This is a genomic window from Arthrobacter dokdonellae (assembly GCF_003268655.1).
Taxonomy (GTDB): Bacteria; Actinomycetota; Actinomycetes; order Actinomycetales; family Micrococcaceae; genus Specibacter; species Specibacter dokdonellae.
Genome location: NZ_CP029642.1, coordinates 1,428,387 through 1,444,988, shown reverse-complemented (window position 1 = coordinate 1,444,988; position 16,602 = coordinate 1,428,387). Strand labels below are relative to the sequence as shown.

Genomic DNA, 16,602 nt, shown 5'->3' with positions numbered 1-16,602 from the left:
CTATGCAACCGTCCCGAGCGGTGGCAGGAAGCCCACCCTGCGGTAGACCTCGGCGAGTGTCACGGCGGCGATCTCCCGGGCCTTCGCGGCGCCGTGGGCCAGCAGCCGGTCCAGTTCGGCGGGGTCGTCCAGCAGTTCCAGGGTGCGGGCGCGGATCGGTTCGATCCGTGCCACGACGGCGTCGGCCACGTCCGCCTTGAGGTGCCCGTACATCTTGCCCTCGTAGCCGGCCACGAGCGCCGGGATGGGCGTGTCCGTCAGGGTGGACAGGATTTCCAGCAGGTTGCTCACGCCCGGCTTGGTCTCGCGGTCGTGCGCAATGACGGTGTCGGCGTCGGTCACGGCGGATTTGATGCGCTTGGCCGTCACCTTGGGATCGTCCAGCAGGTTGATCAACCCGTTGGGGCCGGAGGCGGACTTGGACATCTTCGCCGTCGGATTTTGCAGGTCGTAGATGCGCGCGCCCTCCTTCTGGATGAAGGCCTCCGGGATGGTGAAGGTGTCGCCGTAGCGGTGGTTGAACCGCTTGGCGAGGTCGCGGGCGAGTTCCACGTGCTGGCGCTGGTCGTCGCCCACGGGGACGCCCTGCGGCCGGTAGAGCAGGATGTCCGCGGCCATCAGCACGGGGTAGGTGAACAGGCCGACGCTGGCCATTTCCTGTCCGCCCTTGGCTGTCTTGTCCTTGAACTGCGTCATGCGCGACGCCTCGCCGAACCCGGTGATGCAGTTGAGCACCCAGGCCAGCTGCGCGTGCTCGGGCACGTGCGACTGCACGAACAGGGTGGACTTCTCCACGTCGATGCCCCCGGCAATATACTGGGCGGCCGTCTTGCGGGTGCGCTCGCGAAGTTCCGTCGGATCCTGCGTAACGGTGATGGCGTGCATGTCCGGGATGAAGAACAGCGTCTGGTAGTCGTGCTGGGTCTTCACCCAGTTCACGAGGGCGCCGAGGTAGTTGCCCAGGTGCAGGGAGTCCCCGGAGGGCTGCATGCCGGACAGGACGCGGGGCCGGGAAACGGTTTCAGTCATGGATGCGAAAAATCCTTTAGAACTTGTAGTCGACGACCAGGGGTGCGTGGTCTGAGAAGCGGGACTCGTACGATTCCGCACGGTCCACCACGGCATGCTGCGCCCGGGCAGCCAGCCCCGGGGTGGCCATGTGGTAGTCGATCCGCCAACCGGTGTCGTTGGTGAAGGCCTGCCCGCGGTTGGACCACCAGGTGTACGGCCCCTCCACGTCGCCGGCCAGCTCCCGCGCCACGTCCTTCCAGCCGATCTCCTCGCCGAAGAACCGGTCAAAGTAGGCGCGTTCGGCGGGCAGGAAGCCGGCGCGCTTGACGTTGCCCTTCCAGTTCTTGATGTCCAGGGGGGTGTGGCCCACGTTGAGGTCGCCCACCACCAGCGCGTGCTCGCTCGCGGCGGCCAGCTGGGGCAGCCGGCTGATCATGGCGTCCAGAAAGCGGTACTTGTCCACCTGCTTCGGGGTGTCGGCCTCGCCGGAGTGGACGTAGGCGCTGACCACCGTCAGGGTGGTTTCCTTCCCGGCGGTGTCCGTGAAGGCGTAGTCGGCCTCGACCCAGCGCCCCGTAGTGGCGAAGTAGTCTTCGCCGATCCCCACCCTCGTGGCGGTGGGTTCCAGCGAGTCCTTGCGGGTGGCGATCAGCACGCCGGCGCGGCCCTTGGCCTCGGCTTCGGCGTGCAGCAGGTGCCAGTCGGCACCGAGGAAGCCCTCGACGATGGCATCCGGCGCGCGGACCTCCTGCAGGCACAGGATGTCGACGTCGCGCGTTGCCAGCCAGTCGGCCATGCCGTTCTTGTACGCGGCGCGGAGGCCGTTGACGTTGACGCTTGCGATCCTCAAGTGACCGTTTTTGGTTGCCATGCTCACCTGATCCACCTTACCCGTTTCCCTGTGCCGGCCGCGTCAGTCAAGCACGACGCCGGACACGGGCTGGTCGTCGTCGGGCCCCTGGGTGCCGGGCCGGGTTTCGGCGGCGCGTGCGGCGTTCTTCCTCTCCATGGCGGCGTCCATTTTCGCCTCCTGGGACTCCCAGTCCGGGTTGACGAGGCCGCGGCCGTTGCGGGCGGTGATGTCGATGGTTTCCAGGGCGCGGGCGACCATGGCGTCGTCCTTGCCCAGGTAGTCATTGACCACGCCGATCTGGACGCTGATGATCTTGAAGGAGTGGTCCAGCTTCAGTTCCCGCGCCTTGGCCGCCTGGCGGGATCCGGCGTCGTCGGACACGAGGCGGGTGCCGCCGTCGGCCGGGGCATGGGCGCTGTTACGCTGGGCCATCTCGGCCTGTGCCAGCTTGACCTGGCGTGCGCCAAACGCGGCGGCCTTGTGGACGCCGATGTAGACAAGGGTGGAGAGGACCAGCCAGCCAAAAGCGATGACCGCTATGACCCAGCCCAGGACGGTGCTGTTGTTCGCGGCGAAGACCATTGCCACGAGGAAGACGAGGGCCAGCACGACCGTGCCGAGGCCCGTGAACTTGCTGGGTTTGGTCATTTTGGCAGGTCCTGGGAGAGTCATGACTCCATTCTCTCAAATGGCGGCCCGCGGCGCCGCCCGCTTCCACCACCGGCGAACGTCCCGCCCCTTTCGACGCTCCTGCAGATCCGGGGGTTGGAGGGAGAACGCCCCAATATCGATTGCGGGAGCGTTAGCCATTTTGGCCCCGCAACTGATGGAGCGTTGGCGATTTTTGCCCCGGAACTGCAGGAGGGTCGGCCGGAGAGGCCTTGCCGCGGGCGCCCATGGGGGGCATCATGATGGAATCTGGCTGACCTCGGGAAGGGACAAGTTCATGACAACGAACCATGGCCGGATGCGGTGCAGCATTGCGCCGCCGGACCTGCTGGGGCGGCTGGCCGTCGAGGGGGACCCCGCACAGCGCGAGGCCGCCGTCCGCGCCTTGGCCACCTCGGCCGGCATCCGCTCGCAGCGCGCCGTGATGGGCCGGATCAACCGTCAGCTCAGTGTGAACATTGGGCAATTGGTCGGCTTCGCTGTCACGCCGGACCGGCGGCTGACCGTCTACGACAACCAGACCAACGGCAGGACGTTCCTGCCGGGGGTCCGGGCCCGGGACTGGGGGCAGCCCCCGGTGGCAGACGAGGCAGTCAACCAGGCGTACGACGGAAGCAGCGCCACGTACGAATTTTACCGCGACGTGTTCGCGCGCAACTCCCTGGACGGGGCCGGGCTGGAACTGGTCTCCTCCGTCCACTACGGCGTTGCGTTCGACAACGCGTTCTGGGACGGCGTCCAGATGGTTTACGGTGACGGCAGTGGCCGGATCTTCCAGGTCGGCGGACTGACCAGGGCCGTGGATGTCATAGGCCACGAACTGACGCACGGCATCACCGAACTCACCGCGGGACTCATCTACAGCAAGCAGTCGGGCGCGCTGAATGAATCCTTTTCCGACGTCTTCGGTTCGCTCGTCAAGCAGTACAGCCTGCAGCAGTCCGCGGCCGACGCCGACTGGCTGATCGGAGGGGGCATTCTGGTACCGGGGCTCGGCACGGCACTGCGTTCGATGAGCCACCCGGGGACCGCCTATTCCGGGGACCGACAGCCTGGAACCATGGACGACTATGTGGACCTGCCCGACAACAACGATCCCCGAAACGACAATGGCGGGGTGCACATCAATTCGGGCATCCCCAACCGCGCGTTTTACCTGGCGGCCACCGCGATCGGCGGTTTCGCCTGGGAAAAGGCGGGAAAGATCTGGTACACGGTGCTGACCACCCGGCTGCGCCCCAACTCGGAATTCGACGAGGCCGCCCGGGCCACCGTCGACGTCGCCGGCACCCTTTTCAGCTCTACGGAGCAGGACGCCGTCCACCAGGCCTGGAAGGAGGTCGGGGTTCTTTCATGAAGCTGACAATCCGCAGGGGCGGCGGCCTTGCGGGGATGGTGGCCCAAACCGAACTTGACGCCAGCTCGTTGCAGAAACCCGACGCGGAGACCTTTGCCTGGGAGATTGACCGCGCCGGCCTCCGCGAACAGCCCGTCCCCCCGCCTTCGAGCCGGTGGCCCGACGCCCAGCTCTACGAAATCTCCCTGGAGGATGCCGGTGCGCCCGTCAGCGTCCACTACACGGATGCAAACCTGCCCGAAGGCGTCCGGCTCCTCCTGGCGTGGGTGGACCAGCGTCCCGAACGGGTCGAAACAATCGAACAGTAAGACTGGTGGTCGGGCCCGGCGAGGCCCGGTGGTCGAGCCCCGTCGAGACCTAGGTTTCGACGGGGCTCAATCACGGGGGGCTTCGAGACGCCCAACCGGGGGCTTCGACACGCCCAACCGCCGGAAGCCGCGCCACGGGTCAGGCGCGCTCGGCGGCCTCCACCACGTTCTCCAGCAGCATGGCGCGGGTCATGGGGCCCACGCCGCCGGGGTTCGGCGAGATCCATGAGGCGACGCCGTAAGCGGCCGGTTCCACGTCGCCGGTGACCACGGCCTTGCCGTTGCCGTCGTCGACTCGGGAGACACCGACGTCGAGCACAATGGCGCCCGGCAGCAGGTCCGCGGCCTTGATCATGTGCGGCTGTCCGGCGGCGGCGATGACGACGTCGGCCCGGCGCAGTTCCGCCGCCAGGTCCACCGTGCCGGTGTGGGCCAGCGTGACGGTCGCGTTGATGTCCCGGCGGGTGAGTAGCAGGCCCACGGGCCGGCCGATCGTGACGCCGCGGCCCACCACCAGGACCCGTTTGCCGTTCAACTCGATCCCGTGGCGCAGCAGCAGCTCAACGCAGCCCTTGGGCGTGCACGGCAGCGGGGAGGTCATGGGCCGGTTGACGTTGGCCACCAGCCGGCCCAGGTTCATCGGGTGCAGGCCGTCGGCGTCCTTGGCGGGGTCGATGGCCTCCAGGACCACGTCCTGCTCAATGTGCGCGGGCAGCGGCAGCTGGACGATGTAGCCGGTGCAGGCGGGGTCCGCGTTGAGCTGGCGGACGGCGCCGAGCACCTCCTCCTGCGTGGCGGTGTCCGGCAGGTCGATGCGGATGGAGTTAATGCCCACCTCGGCGCAGTCCTTGTGCTTGCCGGCCACGTACCACTTCGAGCCGGGGTCCCCGCCCACGAGGATGGTGCCCAGGCCAGGCGTGATGCCCCGTGCCGTAAGCGCGGCGACCCGCTCCTTCAGCTCGGCCTTGATGGCCGCTGCGGTGGCCTTGCCGTCCAGGATTTGCGCGGTTTTTTGCTCGGTTTTTGCTTCGGTTTTTGGCATGGGACTTGCCGCGGGCACCCGGTTTACCATTCTTCCTGGCCGGGGTACAGCGGGAAATCGGCGGTAAGCTTCTTCACGCGGGAGGCCAGGGCGTCGACGTCGGCATTGCCCTTCAGTGCCTCCGCGATGATGTCGGCGACCTCGGTGAACTCCGTGGCGCCGAAGCCGCGGGTGGCCAGGGCCGGAGTGCCGATGCGCAGTCCGGAGGTGATCATCGGGGGGCGGGGGTCGAACGGGACGGCGTTGCGGTTGACCGTGATGCCAGCGCTGTGCAGGAGGTCCTCGGCCTGCTGGCCGTCCAGCTGCGAGTTGCGCAGGTCCACGAGCACCAGGTGGACGTCGGTGCCGCCGGTCAGCACGGACACGCCGGACTCGGCCACGTCAGCGGCGTTCAGGCGGTCCGCGATGATCTTTGCCCCCTCGAGTACGCGCTGCTGCCGCTCCTTGAATTCCTCGCCCGCGGCAACCTTGAAGGCCACGGCCTTGGCGGCAATGACGTGCATGAGCGGGCCGCCCTGCTGTCCGGGGAACACGGCCGAGTTGAGCTTCTTGGCCCATTCCTGCTTGGCCAGGATCACGCCGGAGCGCGGCCCCGCCAGCGTCTTGTGCACCGTGGAGGTGACGACGTCGGAATGCGGCACCGGGCTCGGGTGCAGGCCGGCTGCCACGAGCCCGGCGAAGTGGGCCATGTCGGTCCAGAGCAGTGCGCCCACCTCGTCGGCAATGGACCGGAAGGCCTCAAAGTCCAGGTGGCGCGGATACGCGGACCAGCCGGCGATGATGACCTGGGGCTTCTCCGCGATGGCCTGCTCGCGCAGCTTGTCCATGTCGATGCGGAAGGTTTCTTGCTCCACCTGATAGGCGGCTACCTGGTAGAGCTTGCCGGAGAAGTTCAGCTTCATGCCGTGGGTCAGGTGGCCGCCGTGGGCCAGGGACAGGCCGAGGATCTTCTCGCCCGGGGTGATCATGGCGGCGAGCGCGGCGGCGTTGGCCTGGGCGCCGGAGTGCGGCTGGACGTTGGCGTACTCCGCGCCGAACAGGTCCTTCACGCGCTGGATGGCCAGGTTTTCGGCCACGTCGACGTATTCGCAGCCGCCGTAGTAGCGGCGTCCAGGGTAGCCTTCGGCGTACTTGTTGGTCAGCACCGAGCCCTGGGCCTCAAGCACGGCGCGGGGTGCGAAGTTTTCGGAGGCGATCATTTCCAGCGTGTCGCGCTGGCGGCCGAGCTCGTCCTTCAGGACGGCGGCGATTTCAGGGTCCAGCTCGGCGAGCGGGACGTTGGTCACGGACTGTGTGGTGGAAATAGACACTTCAGGACTCCTGGATGGTGGCACGAAAAATCTCTTCTTAGCCAGATTATCCGGTGAACGCCCGTGCCCGCAGGCTGCTTTCCTGTGTGAAGCGGCCCCGCGGGGCTCCAGCCATTAAAGCACGACTGTGCTTCTTCAATGGTGTTTTGCTGCAGGCTCGGCACGTCCACCGCCAAATCAGTTTGGTGGCAGTTGTGACCCCGCGTCCCAGGCGTACGATCCCAAGGGTCCAAAGCTCGTGCTGCTCCCCGGTGGTGGCCCACCTCATCGCCAGTCGCAGCACTTTAACTGTAGTACAGGGCTTGGGCGGGACGGTAACGTTGGGCGGGTGACTGAACCGACCTCCCCCGCCGCGCCCGCCCCCCACGGTTTTGTGCTGACGCTCTCCTGCGCCGACCAGCCCGGCATTGTCCACGCCGTCTCCGGATCCCTGCTGTCGGCCGGCTGCAACATCACCGACTCCCAGCAGTACGGGAACCCGGACACCGGCACCTTCTTCATGCGGGTCGCCGTGGAAACCGCGACGTCGTTCAGTCGCCTCCGCGAGCACCTTGACGAGGTGGCCGGCCAGTTCCGGCTCACCTGGCAGCTGCACCGCGCCGGTGCGCCGGTGCGCACGCTGATCCTTGCCTCTAAGGCCGCGCACTGCATCAACGACCTGCTGTTCCTGCAGCGTTCGGGGACACTGCCCATTGAAATCCCCGCCATCGTCTCCAACCACCGGGACCTGCAGCCGCTGGCCGAGTTCTACGGCATCCCGTATTATTACATCCCCGTCACGCCGGATACCAAGGCCGCAGCGGAGGCGGCGCTGCTGGAGCTGGTGGCCGAACACGAGGTGGAGCTGGTGGTGCTGGCCCGCTACATGCAGGTCCTCTCCGACGACCTCTGTCGCCACCTCGAGGGGCGGGCCATCAACATCCACCACTCGTTCCTGCCGTCCTTCAAGGGCGCCAAGCCGTACCACCAGGCCCATGCCCGCGGCGTGAAGATCATCGGGGCAACCGCCCATTACGTCACGGCCGCCCTGGACGAGGGGCCCATCATCGAGCAGGAAGTGATCCGGGTGGTCCACGGCCACTCCGTGGAGAAGTTCGTCTCGATGGGCCGGGCAGTCGAGGCCCGCACCCTGGCCCAGGCCGTGCAGTGGCACGCCGAGCACCGCGTCCTCCTGGACGGCCACCGGACGGTCGTCTTCGACTGACGTCCTTCCCTGACACCTGCGCCCCGTTGGGGCCCAACGGTGCGCCACTTGAGAAGTGGCGCCCCGTTGGGCTCCAACCACGCGCCGCTTCAAGGTTTCCACGGCTCTACACAGGGCTGGCAGGCTCAAGTTGCGCATCAAGGAACGACTGGAGTTTATGCGCAGGCGGGCACCACGCAGGCCGGCATTGGCGGGCGGACTCGCCCTGAACTTCATTGCACGGCATCACGGAGCATGACCTCCACGAACCGCGAACGGTCCGCGCCTGAGCAAGGGCGCGCCAGGGAAACCGCTGGACACCGCTCCGAAGTCGCACGGCTCCAGGCCCGTGTCCGGGAACTTGAAGGCGCCAATTCAGCTTTCGAAAGTGCCATCTCGTTCCTGCATGGGCTGGACATGCAGGAGCGTGACACGAAACAGCCGGTTGCCCCGAAAGATACATAGAAGCACGCCTGTCCCGCGTCGATTGATGCGGAGCCCCGGGGCCCGGCACTGCGCATGCGCGCGGCGACACTCAGCCGACCCTGCGACCCCGCCACCCCCGCCCCGGCCAGGCCCTGCCCCACCACCCTCGCCTTACAGCGCCTAACAGCCCCCGTTTCGCCCCCCACACGTAAATTGTTGAACAATCTACGCATTTAAGGCATTCTTAGAGAACCACATCACGAGACGGGGATCACAAATGCCTTACATCGACCTCAATTCCGACGTCGGGGAGTCGTTCGGAAACTGGACCATGGGCGACGACGCGGCCATTTTCACCTCCGTCTCCAGCGCCAACGTCGCCTGCGGATTCCACGCCGGGGACCCGAGCACCATCGCCCGGACGTGCCGGGACGCCGCCGCCGCCGGGGTCACAATCGGCGCGCACGTGGGGTATCGGGACCTGGCAGGCTTCGGCCGCCGCTTCCTGGACTGCTCCCCCACCGAGCTGGCCGACGACGTCCTCTACCAGCTGGGCGCGCTCTCCGCACTGGCCGGCGCGGCCGGGGCCTCCATCAGGTACGTCAAGCCCCACGGCGCGCTGTACAACACGATCGTCCACCACGAAAAGCACGCGCAGGCCGTGGTCGACGCCGTCAAGGCGTTTGGCACGGACCTTCCCCTCCTGCTGCTCCCCGGCTCCGTCGCCCTGGCCAGGGCCGAATCCGCCGGGCTGCGCGCCGTGGCGGAGGCCTTCGCGGACCGCAACTACACGCCGGAGGGCACCCTTGTCTCCCGCCGCGAGGCAAACGCCGTGCTCCATGACCCCGCCCGGGTCGCGGCCAACATGGTCCGCCTGGCCATGGAAGGAACCGTCACCGCCGTCGACGGCAGCGTCATCCCCATGCCGGCCGAGAGCATCTGCGTCCACGGCGACACCGCCGGGGCCGTGGCCATGGCCGCCGCGGTCCGGGCCGCACTGGAGCAGGCCGGCGTGCAGATCAAGGCCTTCGCGTGACCACGGAGGTGAACGCAAAGATGAGTACCGCCGTGGGCCCCTCCGCTTCCCACAGCGTCACGGCCATCCACCCTGCCGGCACCCGCGCCCTCCTGGTTGAGCTCTCCAGCCTCCAGGCCGTGCTGGCCCTGGCGGCGCGGCTGGCCGAATCCCCCCTGCCCGGCCAGCTGGACGTCCTGTCCGCCGCCGCCACCGTGCTCGTCAAGTTCGACTCCCCCAACGCGGCGCACGCCGCCCCCGCCGTCATCAAGTCCCTCGACCTCGGCACGGCCCCGGCCGGGACGGGCAAGCTGGTGGAGATCGACGTGCACTACGACGGCGCCGACCTCGCCGAGGTTGCCGTCCTCACCGGACTGAGCCCCGAGGGCGTGGTCGCGGCGCACACCAGCCAGACCTGGCGGGCCGCCTTTGGCGGATTCGCCCCCGGGTTCGCGTACCTGCTGGGCGAAACCCCCGCCCTGCACGTGCCGCGCCGCAACACCCCGCGCACCTGTGTCCCGTCCGGCGCCGTCGCGCTGGCCGGGGACTACTCCGCCGTCTACCCGCGCCAATCCCCTGGCGGCTGGCAGCTGATCGGGCACACGGACGCCGTCCTGTGGTCCCTGGAACGCAGCGACCCCGCCCTCATCCGCCCCCGGGACCGGGTCCGCTTTGTCCCGGCCCGCCCCTCCCTGAGCCTGCAGCCCGGCCGGCCAGGCACGGTGACGCACGACGCCGGCACCCTCCCCGGCGCGCAACCCACCACCGCGCCGGCCGCCACGGGCGGCGAAACCCCTCGGCAAGCCACGGAGCACGCCGGGGCGGCCGCCCACGCCGCCGCGCCCACTGCCCAAAACACCGGCGGCCTGCTCGTGGTCGCCGCCGGCATGCAGTCGCTCATCCAGGACCTGGGCCGGCCCGGCCTGGGCGACCTGGGCGTGTCCGCGGCGGGCGCCGTCGACCCTTCCGCGGCACGGCAGGCCAACCGGCTGGTCGGCAACCAGGCGGGGGACGCCGTCGTCGAAAACCTCATGGGTTCCCTGGTCCTGACCGCGGGGTCGGACCAGGTGCTTGCCGTCACGGGCGCCCGGACCCGGCTGCGCATCACGCCGTCGGATCCGGACCGCGGCGAGCGCCGTCCGGCGCAGGACGCGCCGTTTGCGCTGCTGGCCGGCGAAACCCTCACGCTGGGCGCTGTCACGGAGGGGCTGCGCTGCTACGTCGGCGTGCGCGGCGGCGTGGCCGCGGAGACCGTCATGGGCAGCCGGTCAACCGACCTCATGTCCGGGATCGGTCCGGCGCCTCTGGCCGCCGGCAGCCACCTCCCGGTGGGGCCCATCCACGGCGCGCACGTGGTCGGCTCCCCGGAGCCCGCCACGCTGCGGCCCCTTCCCGCCTCCGGAACCGCAACGCTGCGCATCACGGCCGGACCCCGCGACGACTGGTTTGGCGCGACGGGAATGGCGGCCCTGACAGGTCAGGACTGGCGGGTGGGCGCGGCGTCGAACCGGATCGGCATCCGCCTGGAACTGGACGACGGCGGCACGCCCGTGCCGCGGATCCGCGACGGCGAGCTCGCCAGCGAAGGCGTGGTCTGGGGCGCCCTGCAGGTGCCGCCTTCCGGGCTGCCCGTCCTGTTTTTGGCCGACCACCCCGTCACGGGCGGCTACCCGGTGATCGCCGCCGTCGTCCCCGAGGACCTCGCCGCCGCCGCCCAGCTCCCGCCGGGAACCCGCGTGCGGTTCGCCCTGACAGACCCCGCCACAGCCACCCCGAGCCGCCAAGGAACCCGCCCATGAAAAAAGTACTCATCGCCAACCGCGGCGAGATCGCCGTGCGCGTGGCCCGCGCCTGCGCAGACGCCGGGCTCGAGTCCGTCGCCGTGTATTCCGATCCCGACGCCGACGCGCTGCACGTGCGCCGGGCCGGCGAGGCCTACGCACTGGGTGGCAGCTCCGGGGCGGACACCTACCTGAACATCCCCAAGATCATTGACATTGCCCACCGGTCCGGGGCCGACGCCGTCCACCCCGGCTACGGCTTCCTGTCCGAAAACGCCGACTTCGCGCAGGCCGCCCTCGATGCCGGGCTGACGTGGATCGGGCCGCCGCCGCAGGCCATCCGGGACCTGGGCAACAAGGTCACGGCCCGCGAAATTGCCGTCCGTGCCGGTGCCCCGCTGGTGCCCGGCAGCGACGGACCTGTCGGTTCCGGTGCCGAGGTGCGCGCCTTCGCGGCCACGTTCGGCCTGCCGGTCGCCATCAAGGCGGCATTTGGCGGGGGCGGGCGCGGGCTCAAGATCGCGCGGACCCTGGAGGACATTGACGACGCCTTTGAATCGGCCGTCCGCGAGGCAACCGTCGCCTTTGGCCGCGGCGAATGCTTCGTGGAACGGTTCCTGGACCGCCCCCGCCACGTGGAGGCCCAGGTGCTGGCGGACCGGCACGGGAACGTGGTGGTGGTCGGCACGCGCGACTGCTCGCTGCAGCGCCGGCACCAAAAGCTCGTCGAGGAGGCGCCCGCCCCGTTCCTTGGCGGCGCGCAACGGGCCAGCATCCACGCGTCCGCCAAGGCCATCTGCCGGGAGGCCGGGTATCAGGGTGCCGGCACCGTGGAATACCTGGTGGCCGACGACGGCACCGTTTCCTTTCTGGAGGTCAACACCCGGCTGCAGGTGGAGCACCCCATCACCGAGGAAACCACGGGCGTGGACCTGGTGGTCGAGCAGTTCCGCATCGCAGACGGAGAGGCCCTGCGCTTCACGGAGGACCCGCAGCCGGTGGGTCATGCGTTTGAGTTCCGGCTCAACGCCGAGGACCCCGCGCGCGGGTTCCTGCCCGGCCCGGGCACCGTCTCGGCCTTTGAACCGCCCACCGGTTCCGGCATCCGCGTCGATACCGGCGTCCGCAGCGGTTCCACGGTGCCCGGCGACTACGACTCCCTCCTGGCCAAGCTCATCGTGCACGGGGCGGACCGCGCCCAGGCGCTCCGCCGCGCCCGGGTGGCGCTGGATGAAATGGTCATCGCCGGGCTGCCCACCGTCCTGCCGTTCCACCGCGCCGTGGTCCGCGACCCGGACTTCACCGCAGACGACCATTTTGGCGTGCACACCACCTGGATCGAGTCCGAGTTCGCCGCCACCCTGGCCGCCTCGGACCAGATCGCCCGCGCCGAGCCCGACGCCCGCCGCGAGGAGCTGACCATTGACGTCGACGGCAAGGCCCTGCGGATCGGCCTTCCCGGGCAGCTGCTGGCCGCCCTCCGCAGCGGGAACCGCGGAAATTTTGGGACTCCCGGGGACGACGGCGGCCCGGACGGCACGCACGCGGCCGGCGGTTCCGTTCCTGCCGGCCCGGACGGCACGCACGCGGCCGGCGGCGCGGCCGGCGGCGCGGCTGGCGTCGGGGCGGACCCCGCCGTGCTCGCGGCCCCCATGAACGGCAAGCTCGTTAAGTGGGTGGCCGGCGACGGCGCGCCAGTGTCCGCCGGGGACCCCGTCGCCGTCGTCGAGGCCATGAAAATGGAATCCACCGTCACGGCCCACCGCGCGGGAACAGTCGTCCGCGGCGGGCACGCGCCGGGCGACGGGCTGGTGCGCGGCGAGCCGGTGTGCCGCATCGAATAGGAAACGTGCGCCGGCGTGGCCCGCGCGTTGGATAGATTGGACCCATGCCCATGAATGCCGCCCTCGGCGACCTGCCCCCCACCGCCACCCACGCCCATACGGGCGCGTGGGTGGCGTCGGTGCTGCGCAGCCGCATCGCGGAGGGCCGCCTGGTGCCCGGCACCAAGCTCTCCGAACAATCCCTTTCAGAAACGCTGGGCGTCTCCCGCAATACGCTGCGCGAGGCGTTCACCGTGCTGGACGGCGAGCTGATCGTCACCCGCATCCCCAACCGCGGCGTCTTCGTGGCCTCCCCCGGACATGAGGAAATCCAGGAAATCTACCGGGTGCGCCGGATCCTGGAGCCGGCCGCAGCACTCTGGGGCCCCGGCCCGGACCTGGACGTGCTGCGTTCGGTGGTCGCCGAGGCCCGCGACGCCCTGAAGCGCGGCTCCGTGCCCGAGATGGCCGCCGCCAACCAGCGCTTCCACGAGGCCCTGATCCTGGGCACCGGGAGCACCGGCCTGCTGGAGATGATGTCCCGCGTCCTGGCACAGATGCGGCTGGTCTTCCATGCCATGAGCAACGCGCCGGACTTCCACAGCCACTATGTTGAGCTGAACGCCGAGCTGCTGGAGCTGCTGGCGGCCGGAAGGCGGGCGGAGGCCGCCGAACGGCTGCGCAGCTACCTTGATGCGGCGGAGGCGGAGCTGCTGGCCCAGTTCGCCGTCGCGCGGTAGCCCCGAAACGTGCCGTTCCGCGTCCCGGAGGGCACGTGCGCCGCGCACAACACTGCCCAGGGCGGTGTCCGCACCGGCGCGTGCGCACACCAGGACGCTCCCCGGCGCCCCGTTCGGCAAGATTGTTGAACAAACACTTGCGGGATTGTTGAACAAAAGCATATGATGTAGTTCACAGTGATCGGCGCCATCTTTTGGCGGGCCGCCTGATCGGCTCGGGGCCGCGACCTGGCCCGAACAACTACAACCGTAATCGCGGCCCGGCGGGCCGCGGCAGGAACGGACAATCATGCTTGTACTCATCGGGGTCCTGTTGGTGATCGTTGGCTTTGCCATCCGCCTCAACCCCCTCCTGGTGGTCACGATCTCCGGCATAGTCACAGCGCTGCTGGGCGGAATGTCCCCGCTGGAGATCCTCAACGCATTCGGCTCCGGATTTTCCAGCAGCCGATCGGTCACCATCTTCGTCGTCGTGCTGCCCGTCATCGGCCTCATCGAGCGGTTCGGGCTCCAGGAACAGGCCAAGGCCCTCATCGCCAAGCTTGCCCGCCTGACCACCGGCCGGGTGCTCCTGGGATACCTCGTGGTCCGCCAGATCACGGCCGCCCTGGGCTTGACCAGCATCGGCGGGCACGCCCAGACCGTCCGCCCTCTCGTCTTCCCGATGGCCGAGGGCGCGGCGCTGCGCCGCTACGGCACCGTTCCGGACAAGGTGCGGGAAAGGATCAAGGGCCACAGCGCCGCGGCGGACAACGTCGGGGTTTTCTTTGGTGAAGACGTCTTCGTGGCCGTCGGCTCCATCCTGCTGATCACCACCTTTGTCGACACCACGTACGGGCTCCACCTGGAACCGCTGCAGCTGGCCGTGTGGGCCATTCCCACCGCCATCTGCGCCTTTCTGATCCATGGCTTCCGCCTGCTGCGCCTTGACCGCCAGCTGGACAAGGCCGTCCAGGAGGCGCGTGCAGACGAAGAAACCACACACGCAGCACCCGCAGGAGGGCAGGCATGATCGACGTCGAATCCATCTACTGGCTCATTGGCCTGCTTTTTGTTGCCTGGGCCTTCTTGATCGCCCGCGACGCGAACCACCCGCGGCGCTGGGGCAGCTCGTCCTTCTGGGGCCTGCTTGGTCTGTGCTTCTTTTACGGCACGGCTGTCGAGGCGAAGACCGCCCCGGCCTGGGTGCTGGGCATCGCCGTCCTGGTGCTCGTGGCCCTGGCCAGCACCGGCCTGCTCGGCGACGGGCGGTCCACGACCACCACGGAGGAACAACGCACCGTCTACGCAGGAAGGTTCGGCAACAAGCTCTTCATCCCGGCGCTGACCCTGCCCGTTGTGACCGTCATCATCGTGCTCCTGGCCCCCGTGCTCAAGATCGGCTCCAGGCCCCTCATCGATCCGACCCACACCACGCTGGTGGCCTTGGGAATCGGCGCCATCGCGGCCGCCGTCGTCGGCGTCGCCATCCTGCGCCCGAGGAACAAGCTGGCCCCGGTGTTTGAGGGCCGGCGCATCCTGGAGACCATCGGCTGGGCCGCCCTGCTGCCCCAGATGCTTTCCACCCTGGGCATCCTGTTCACGCAGGCCGGCGTGGGCACCGCCGTCGGAACCCTCGCCAAGGGCGTGCTGCCCAGCGGCTCCCTCATTGCCGCCGTCGTGGTGTACTGCGTGGGCATGTTCATCTTCACGGTGCTCATGGGCAACGGCTTTGCGGCATTTCCCATCATGACGGCGGCCATCGGCTGGCCCGTGCTGGTGCAGGGCTTCCACGGCAACCCGGCCATCGTCTTTGCCATCGGCATGCTGGCCGGCTTCTGCGGCACGCTCTGCACGCCCATGGCGGCGAACTTCAACCTGGTGCCGTCCGCGCTGCTGGAAATGAAGAACAAGTACGGCGTCATCACGGCCCAAGTGGCCACCGCCGTGCCGCTGCTGTGTGCCAACATCGCCCTGATGTACTTCCTGGCCTTCCATTAGACCCCCACCCCCCGAGGCTCGAGATCACCACCTGAGGAAACCCCATGACCACGACATTGCCCGCCGCCGATCGCATGGACGCGCTGGCCAACCCCTACGCCGGCATTGTCCTCGACAACCTGTCCCGGCCGTACCCGTACGCGTCCCACCATGTGGAGACATCCCCTGCCGACAGGCCCAGCCCGCAGGAGCTGCATCCGGCGTTTTACACGTCCTTTGACTGGCATTCGTGCGTGCACATGAGCTGGCTGGGCGTGACACTGCTCGGCCACGGGCTCGACGCCGGCACCGACGACCGGCTGCGCGCCGCCCTCGCCGCCAACCTGACTCCGAAAAACCTCGCCGCCGAGGGCGCCTACCTGCTCGCCAACCCGAGCTGGGAGCGGCCCTACGGCTGGGCCTGGCTGGTACGCCTCGCCGCGAGTGCCGCCGCCTCGGAGGACGGGCAGATCCGGGAATGGGGCGCAGCACTGGACCCTCTCGTGGACATTGTGGCAGGGCTCGTGGCCGACTGGACGGCCAAGGCCGAATTTCCCGTCCGCCACGGCCTGCACACCAACACCGCCTTTGGCCTGGCGCTCATGCTCGACGCCTTCCGTTCGCTGGGCCGGGAAAAGGCCGCGGCGTTGTGCGAGCTTGCGTGCCTGCGCTGGTTCAAGCACGACGCCGGCTGGCCGGGCGGGTGGGAAATGAGCGGCCAGGATTTCCTCTCGGCCGGACTCAGCGAGGCCGACCTCATGGCACGCGTGCTCGGTCCGGAGGCCTTAGCGTCCTGGTTCGCCGCCTTCCTGCCGGAGCTGGCCCCGGACGCGCGGATACTCGCCCCCTACACGGTCACTGACGAGTCGGACGGCTACCTGGCGCACCTCAACGGGCTGAACCTGACCCGGGCCGGGCAGCTCATCCGGATTGGCCAGGCCCTCCGCCGCGCGGAATCCGTGGACGCCGGGCCGATCGCCGCTGTGGTGGAGGCGGCCGTGCCGCCGCTGCTCGAGAAGGGCTTGGTGTCGGTGCAGACCCAGGAATTCATGTCCAGCCACTGGCTGGCCAGCTTCGCCTGGGACGCCCTCGCCTCCGCCGCCACCCGCGACTTGGGATAACAGC

15 protein-coding genes and 1 riboswitch are annotated in these 16,602 nt (G+C 68.9%); of the genes, 10 read left to right on the top strand and 5 right to left on the bottom strand.

Going from position 1 to position 16,602, the window contains the following annotated elements; genetic code table 11:
- The 3 genes from trpS to DMB86_RS06420 are packed head-to-tail and all read right to left on the bottom strand — an operon-like array spanning window position 1 to window position 2,512.
- Entirely contained in the window at window positions 1-1,029 is a 1,029-nt protein-coding gene (trpS, locus tag DMB86_RS06430) for a tryptophan--tRNA ligase (RefSeq protein ID WP_113717055.1), read from the bottom strand.
- 16 nt (window positions 1,030-1,045) lie between these two features.
- Window positions 1,046-1,882: an exodeoxyribonuclease III gene (locus tag DMB86_RS06425; RefSeq protein WP_113717054.1), complete on the bottom strand. Its 837-nt coding sequence runs from the start codon at window positions 1,880-1,882 to the stop codon at window positions 1,046-1,048.
- 42 nt (window positions 1,883-1,924) lie between these two features.
- On the bottom strand, window positions 1,925-2,512 hold the full coding sequence (locus DMB86_RS06420) for a hypothetical protein (protein WP_113717053.1): 588 nt from the start codon (window positions 2,510-2,512) through the stop codon (window positions 1,925-1,927).
- A 298-nt stretch (window positions 2,513-2,810) separates the two neighbouring features.
- Here DMB86_RS06420 and DMB86_RS06415 point away from each other — a divergent pair, with 298 nt between their 5' ends.
- Window positions 2,811-3,890: a M4 family metallopeptidase gene (locus DMB86_RS06415; RefSeq protein WP_113717052.1), complete on the top strand. Its 1,080-nt coding sequence runs from the start codon at window positions 2,811-2,813 to the stop codon at window positions 3,888-3,890.
- Window positions 3,887-4,198, top strand: a complete 312-nt coding sequence (locus tag DMB86_RS06410) for a protealysin inhibitor emfourin (protein ID WP_113717051.1) — start codon at window positions 3,887-3,889, stop codon at window positions 4,196-4,198. Before DMB86_RS06415 ends, DMB86_RS06410 begins: the two co-directional genes overlap by 4 nt.
- Window positions 4,199-4,337: 139 nt before the next feature.
- Here the strand turns inward: DMB86_RS06410 and DMB86_RS06405 are convergent, their stop codons facing one another.
- Both DMB86_RS06405 and glyA read right to left on the bottom strand, forming a co-directional pair.
- Window positions 4,338-5,240 carry a bifunctional methylenetetrahydrofolate dehydrogenase/methenyltetrahydrofolate cyclohydrolase gene (locus DMB86_RS06405; RefSeq protein WP_113717050.1) on the bottom strand — a complete coding sequence of 301 codons (903 nt, stop codon included), beginning with the start codon at window positions 5,238-5,240 and terminating at the stop codon, window positions 4,338-4,340.
- 23 nt (window positions 5,241-5,263) lie between these two features.
- Window positions 5,264-6,550, bottom strand: coding sequence for a serine hydroxymethyltransferase (gene glyA, locus DMB86_RS06400; protein WP_113717049.1), 1,287 nt, complete (start codon window positions 6,548-6,550; stop codon window positions 5,264-5,266).
- A gap of 198 nt (window positions 6,551-6,748) precedes the next feature.
- Window positions 6,749-6,838: riboswitch (ZMP/ZTP riboswitch) on the bottom strand.
- A gap of 40 nt (window positions 6,839-6,878) precedes the next feature.
- On the opposite strand from glyA, the gene purU reads away from it, so the two are divergent.
- The 8 genes from purU (at window position 6,879) to DMB86_RS06355 (ending at window position 16,598) form a co-directional block, all read left to right on the top strand.
- Entirely contained in the window at window positions 6,879-7,754 is an 876-nt protein-coding gene (purU, locus tag DMB86_RS06395) for a formyltetrahydrofolate deformylase (protein ID WP_113717048.1), read from the top strand.
- Window positions 7,755-8,436: 682 nt separating this feature from the next.
- Entirely contained in the window at window positions 8,437-9,195 is a 759-nt protein-coding gene (locus tag DMB86_RS06385; protein WP_113717046.1) for a LamB/YcsF family protein, read from the top strand.
- The gene (locus tag DMB86_RS06380; protein WP_335645032.1) at window positions 9,192-10,973 is read left to right on the top strand and encodes a 5-oxoprolinase subunit B/C family protein; all 1,782 of its coding nucleotides are present in this window, start codon (window positions 9,192-9,194) and stop codon (window positions 10,971-10,973) included. The genes DMB86_RS06385 and DMB86_RS06380 overlap by 4 nt, the downstream gene beginning before the upstream one ends.
- Window positions 10,970-12,799, top strand: coding sequence for an acetyl/propionyl/methylcrotonyl-CoA carboxylase subunit alpha (locus tag DMB86_RS06375; RefSeq protein ID WP_113717045.1), 1,830 nt, complete (start codon window positions 10,970-10,972; stop codon window positions 12,797-12,799). The genes DMB86_RS06380 and DMB86_RS06375 overlap by 4 nt, the downstream gene beginning before the upstream one ends.
- A 44-nt stretch (window positions 12,800-12,843) precedes the next feature.
- Window positions 12,844-13,518, top strand: coding sequence for a GntR family transcriptional regulator (locus DMB86_RS06370; RefSeq protein ID WP_113717044.1), 675 nt, complete (start codon window positions 12,844-12,846; stop codon window positions 13,516-13,518).
- A gap of 289 nt (window positions 13,519-13,807) precedes the next feature.
- The gene (locus DMB86_RS06365) at window positions 13,808-14,530 is read left to right on the top strand and encodes a DUF969 domain-containing protein (protein ID WP_113717043.1); all 723 of its coding nucleotides are present in this window, start codon (window positions 13,808-13,810) and stop codon (window positions 14,528-14,530) included.
- Window positions 14,527-15,498, top strand: a complete 972-nt coding sequence (locus tag DMB86_RS06360) for a DUF979 domain-containing protein (protein WP_113717042.1) — start codon at window positions 14,527-14,529, stop codon at window positions 15,496-15,498. The genes DMB86_RS06365 and DMB86_RS06360 overlap by 4 nt, the downstream gene beginning before the upstream one ends.
- A gap of 44 nt (window positions 15,499-15,542) precedes the next feature.
- Window positions 15,543-16,598, top strand: a complete 1,056-nt coding sequence (locus tag DMB86_RS06355) for a DUF2891 family protein (RefSeq protein WP_227878629.1) — start codon at window positions 15,543-15,545, stop codon at window positions 16,596-16,598.
- The last annotated feature ends 4 nt before the right edge of the window (window positions 16,599-16,602 follow it).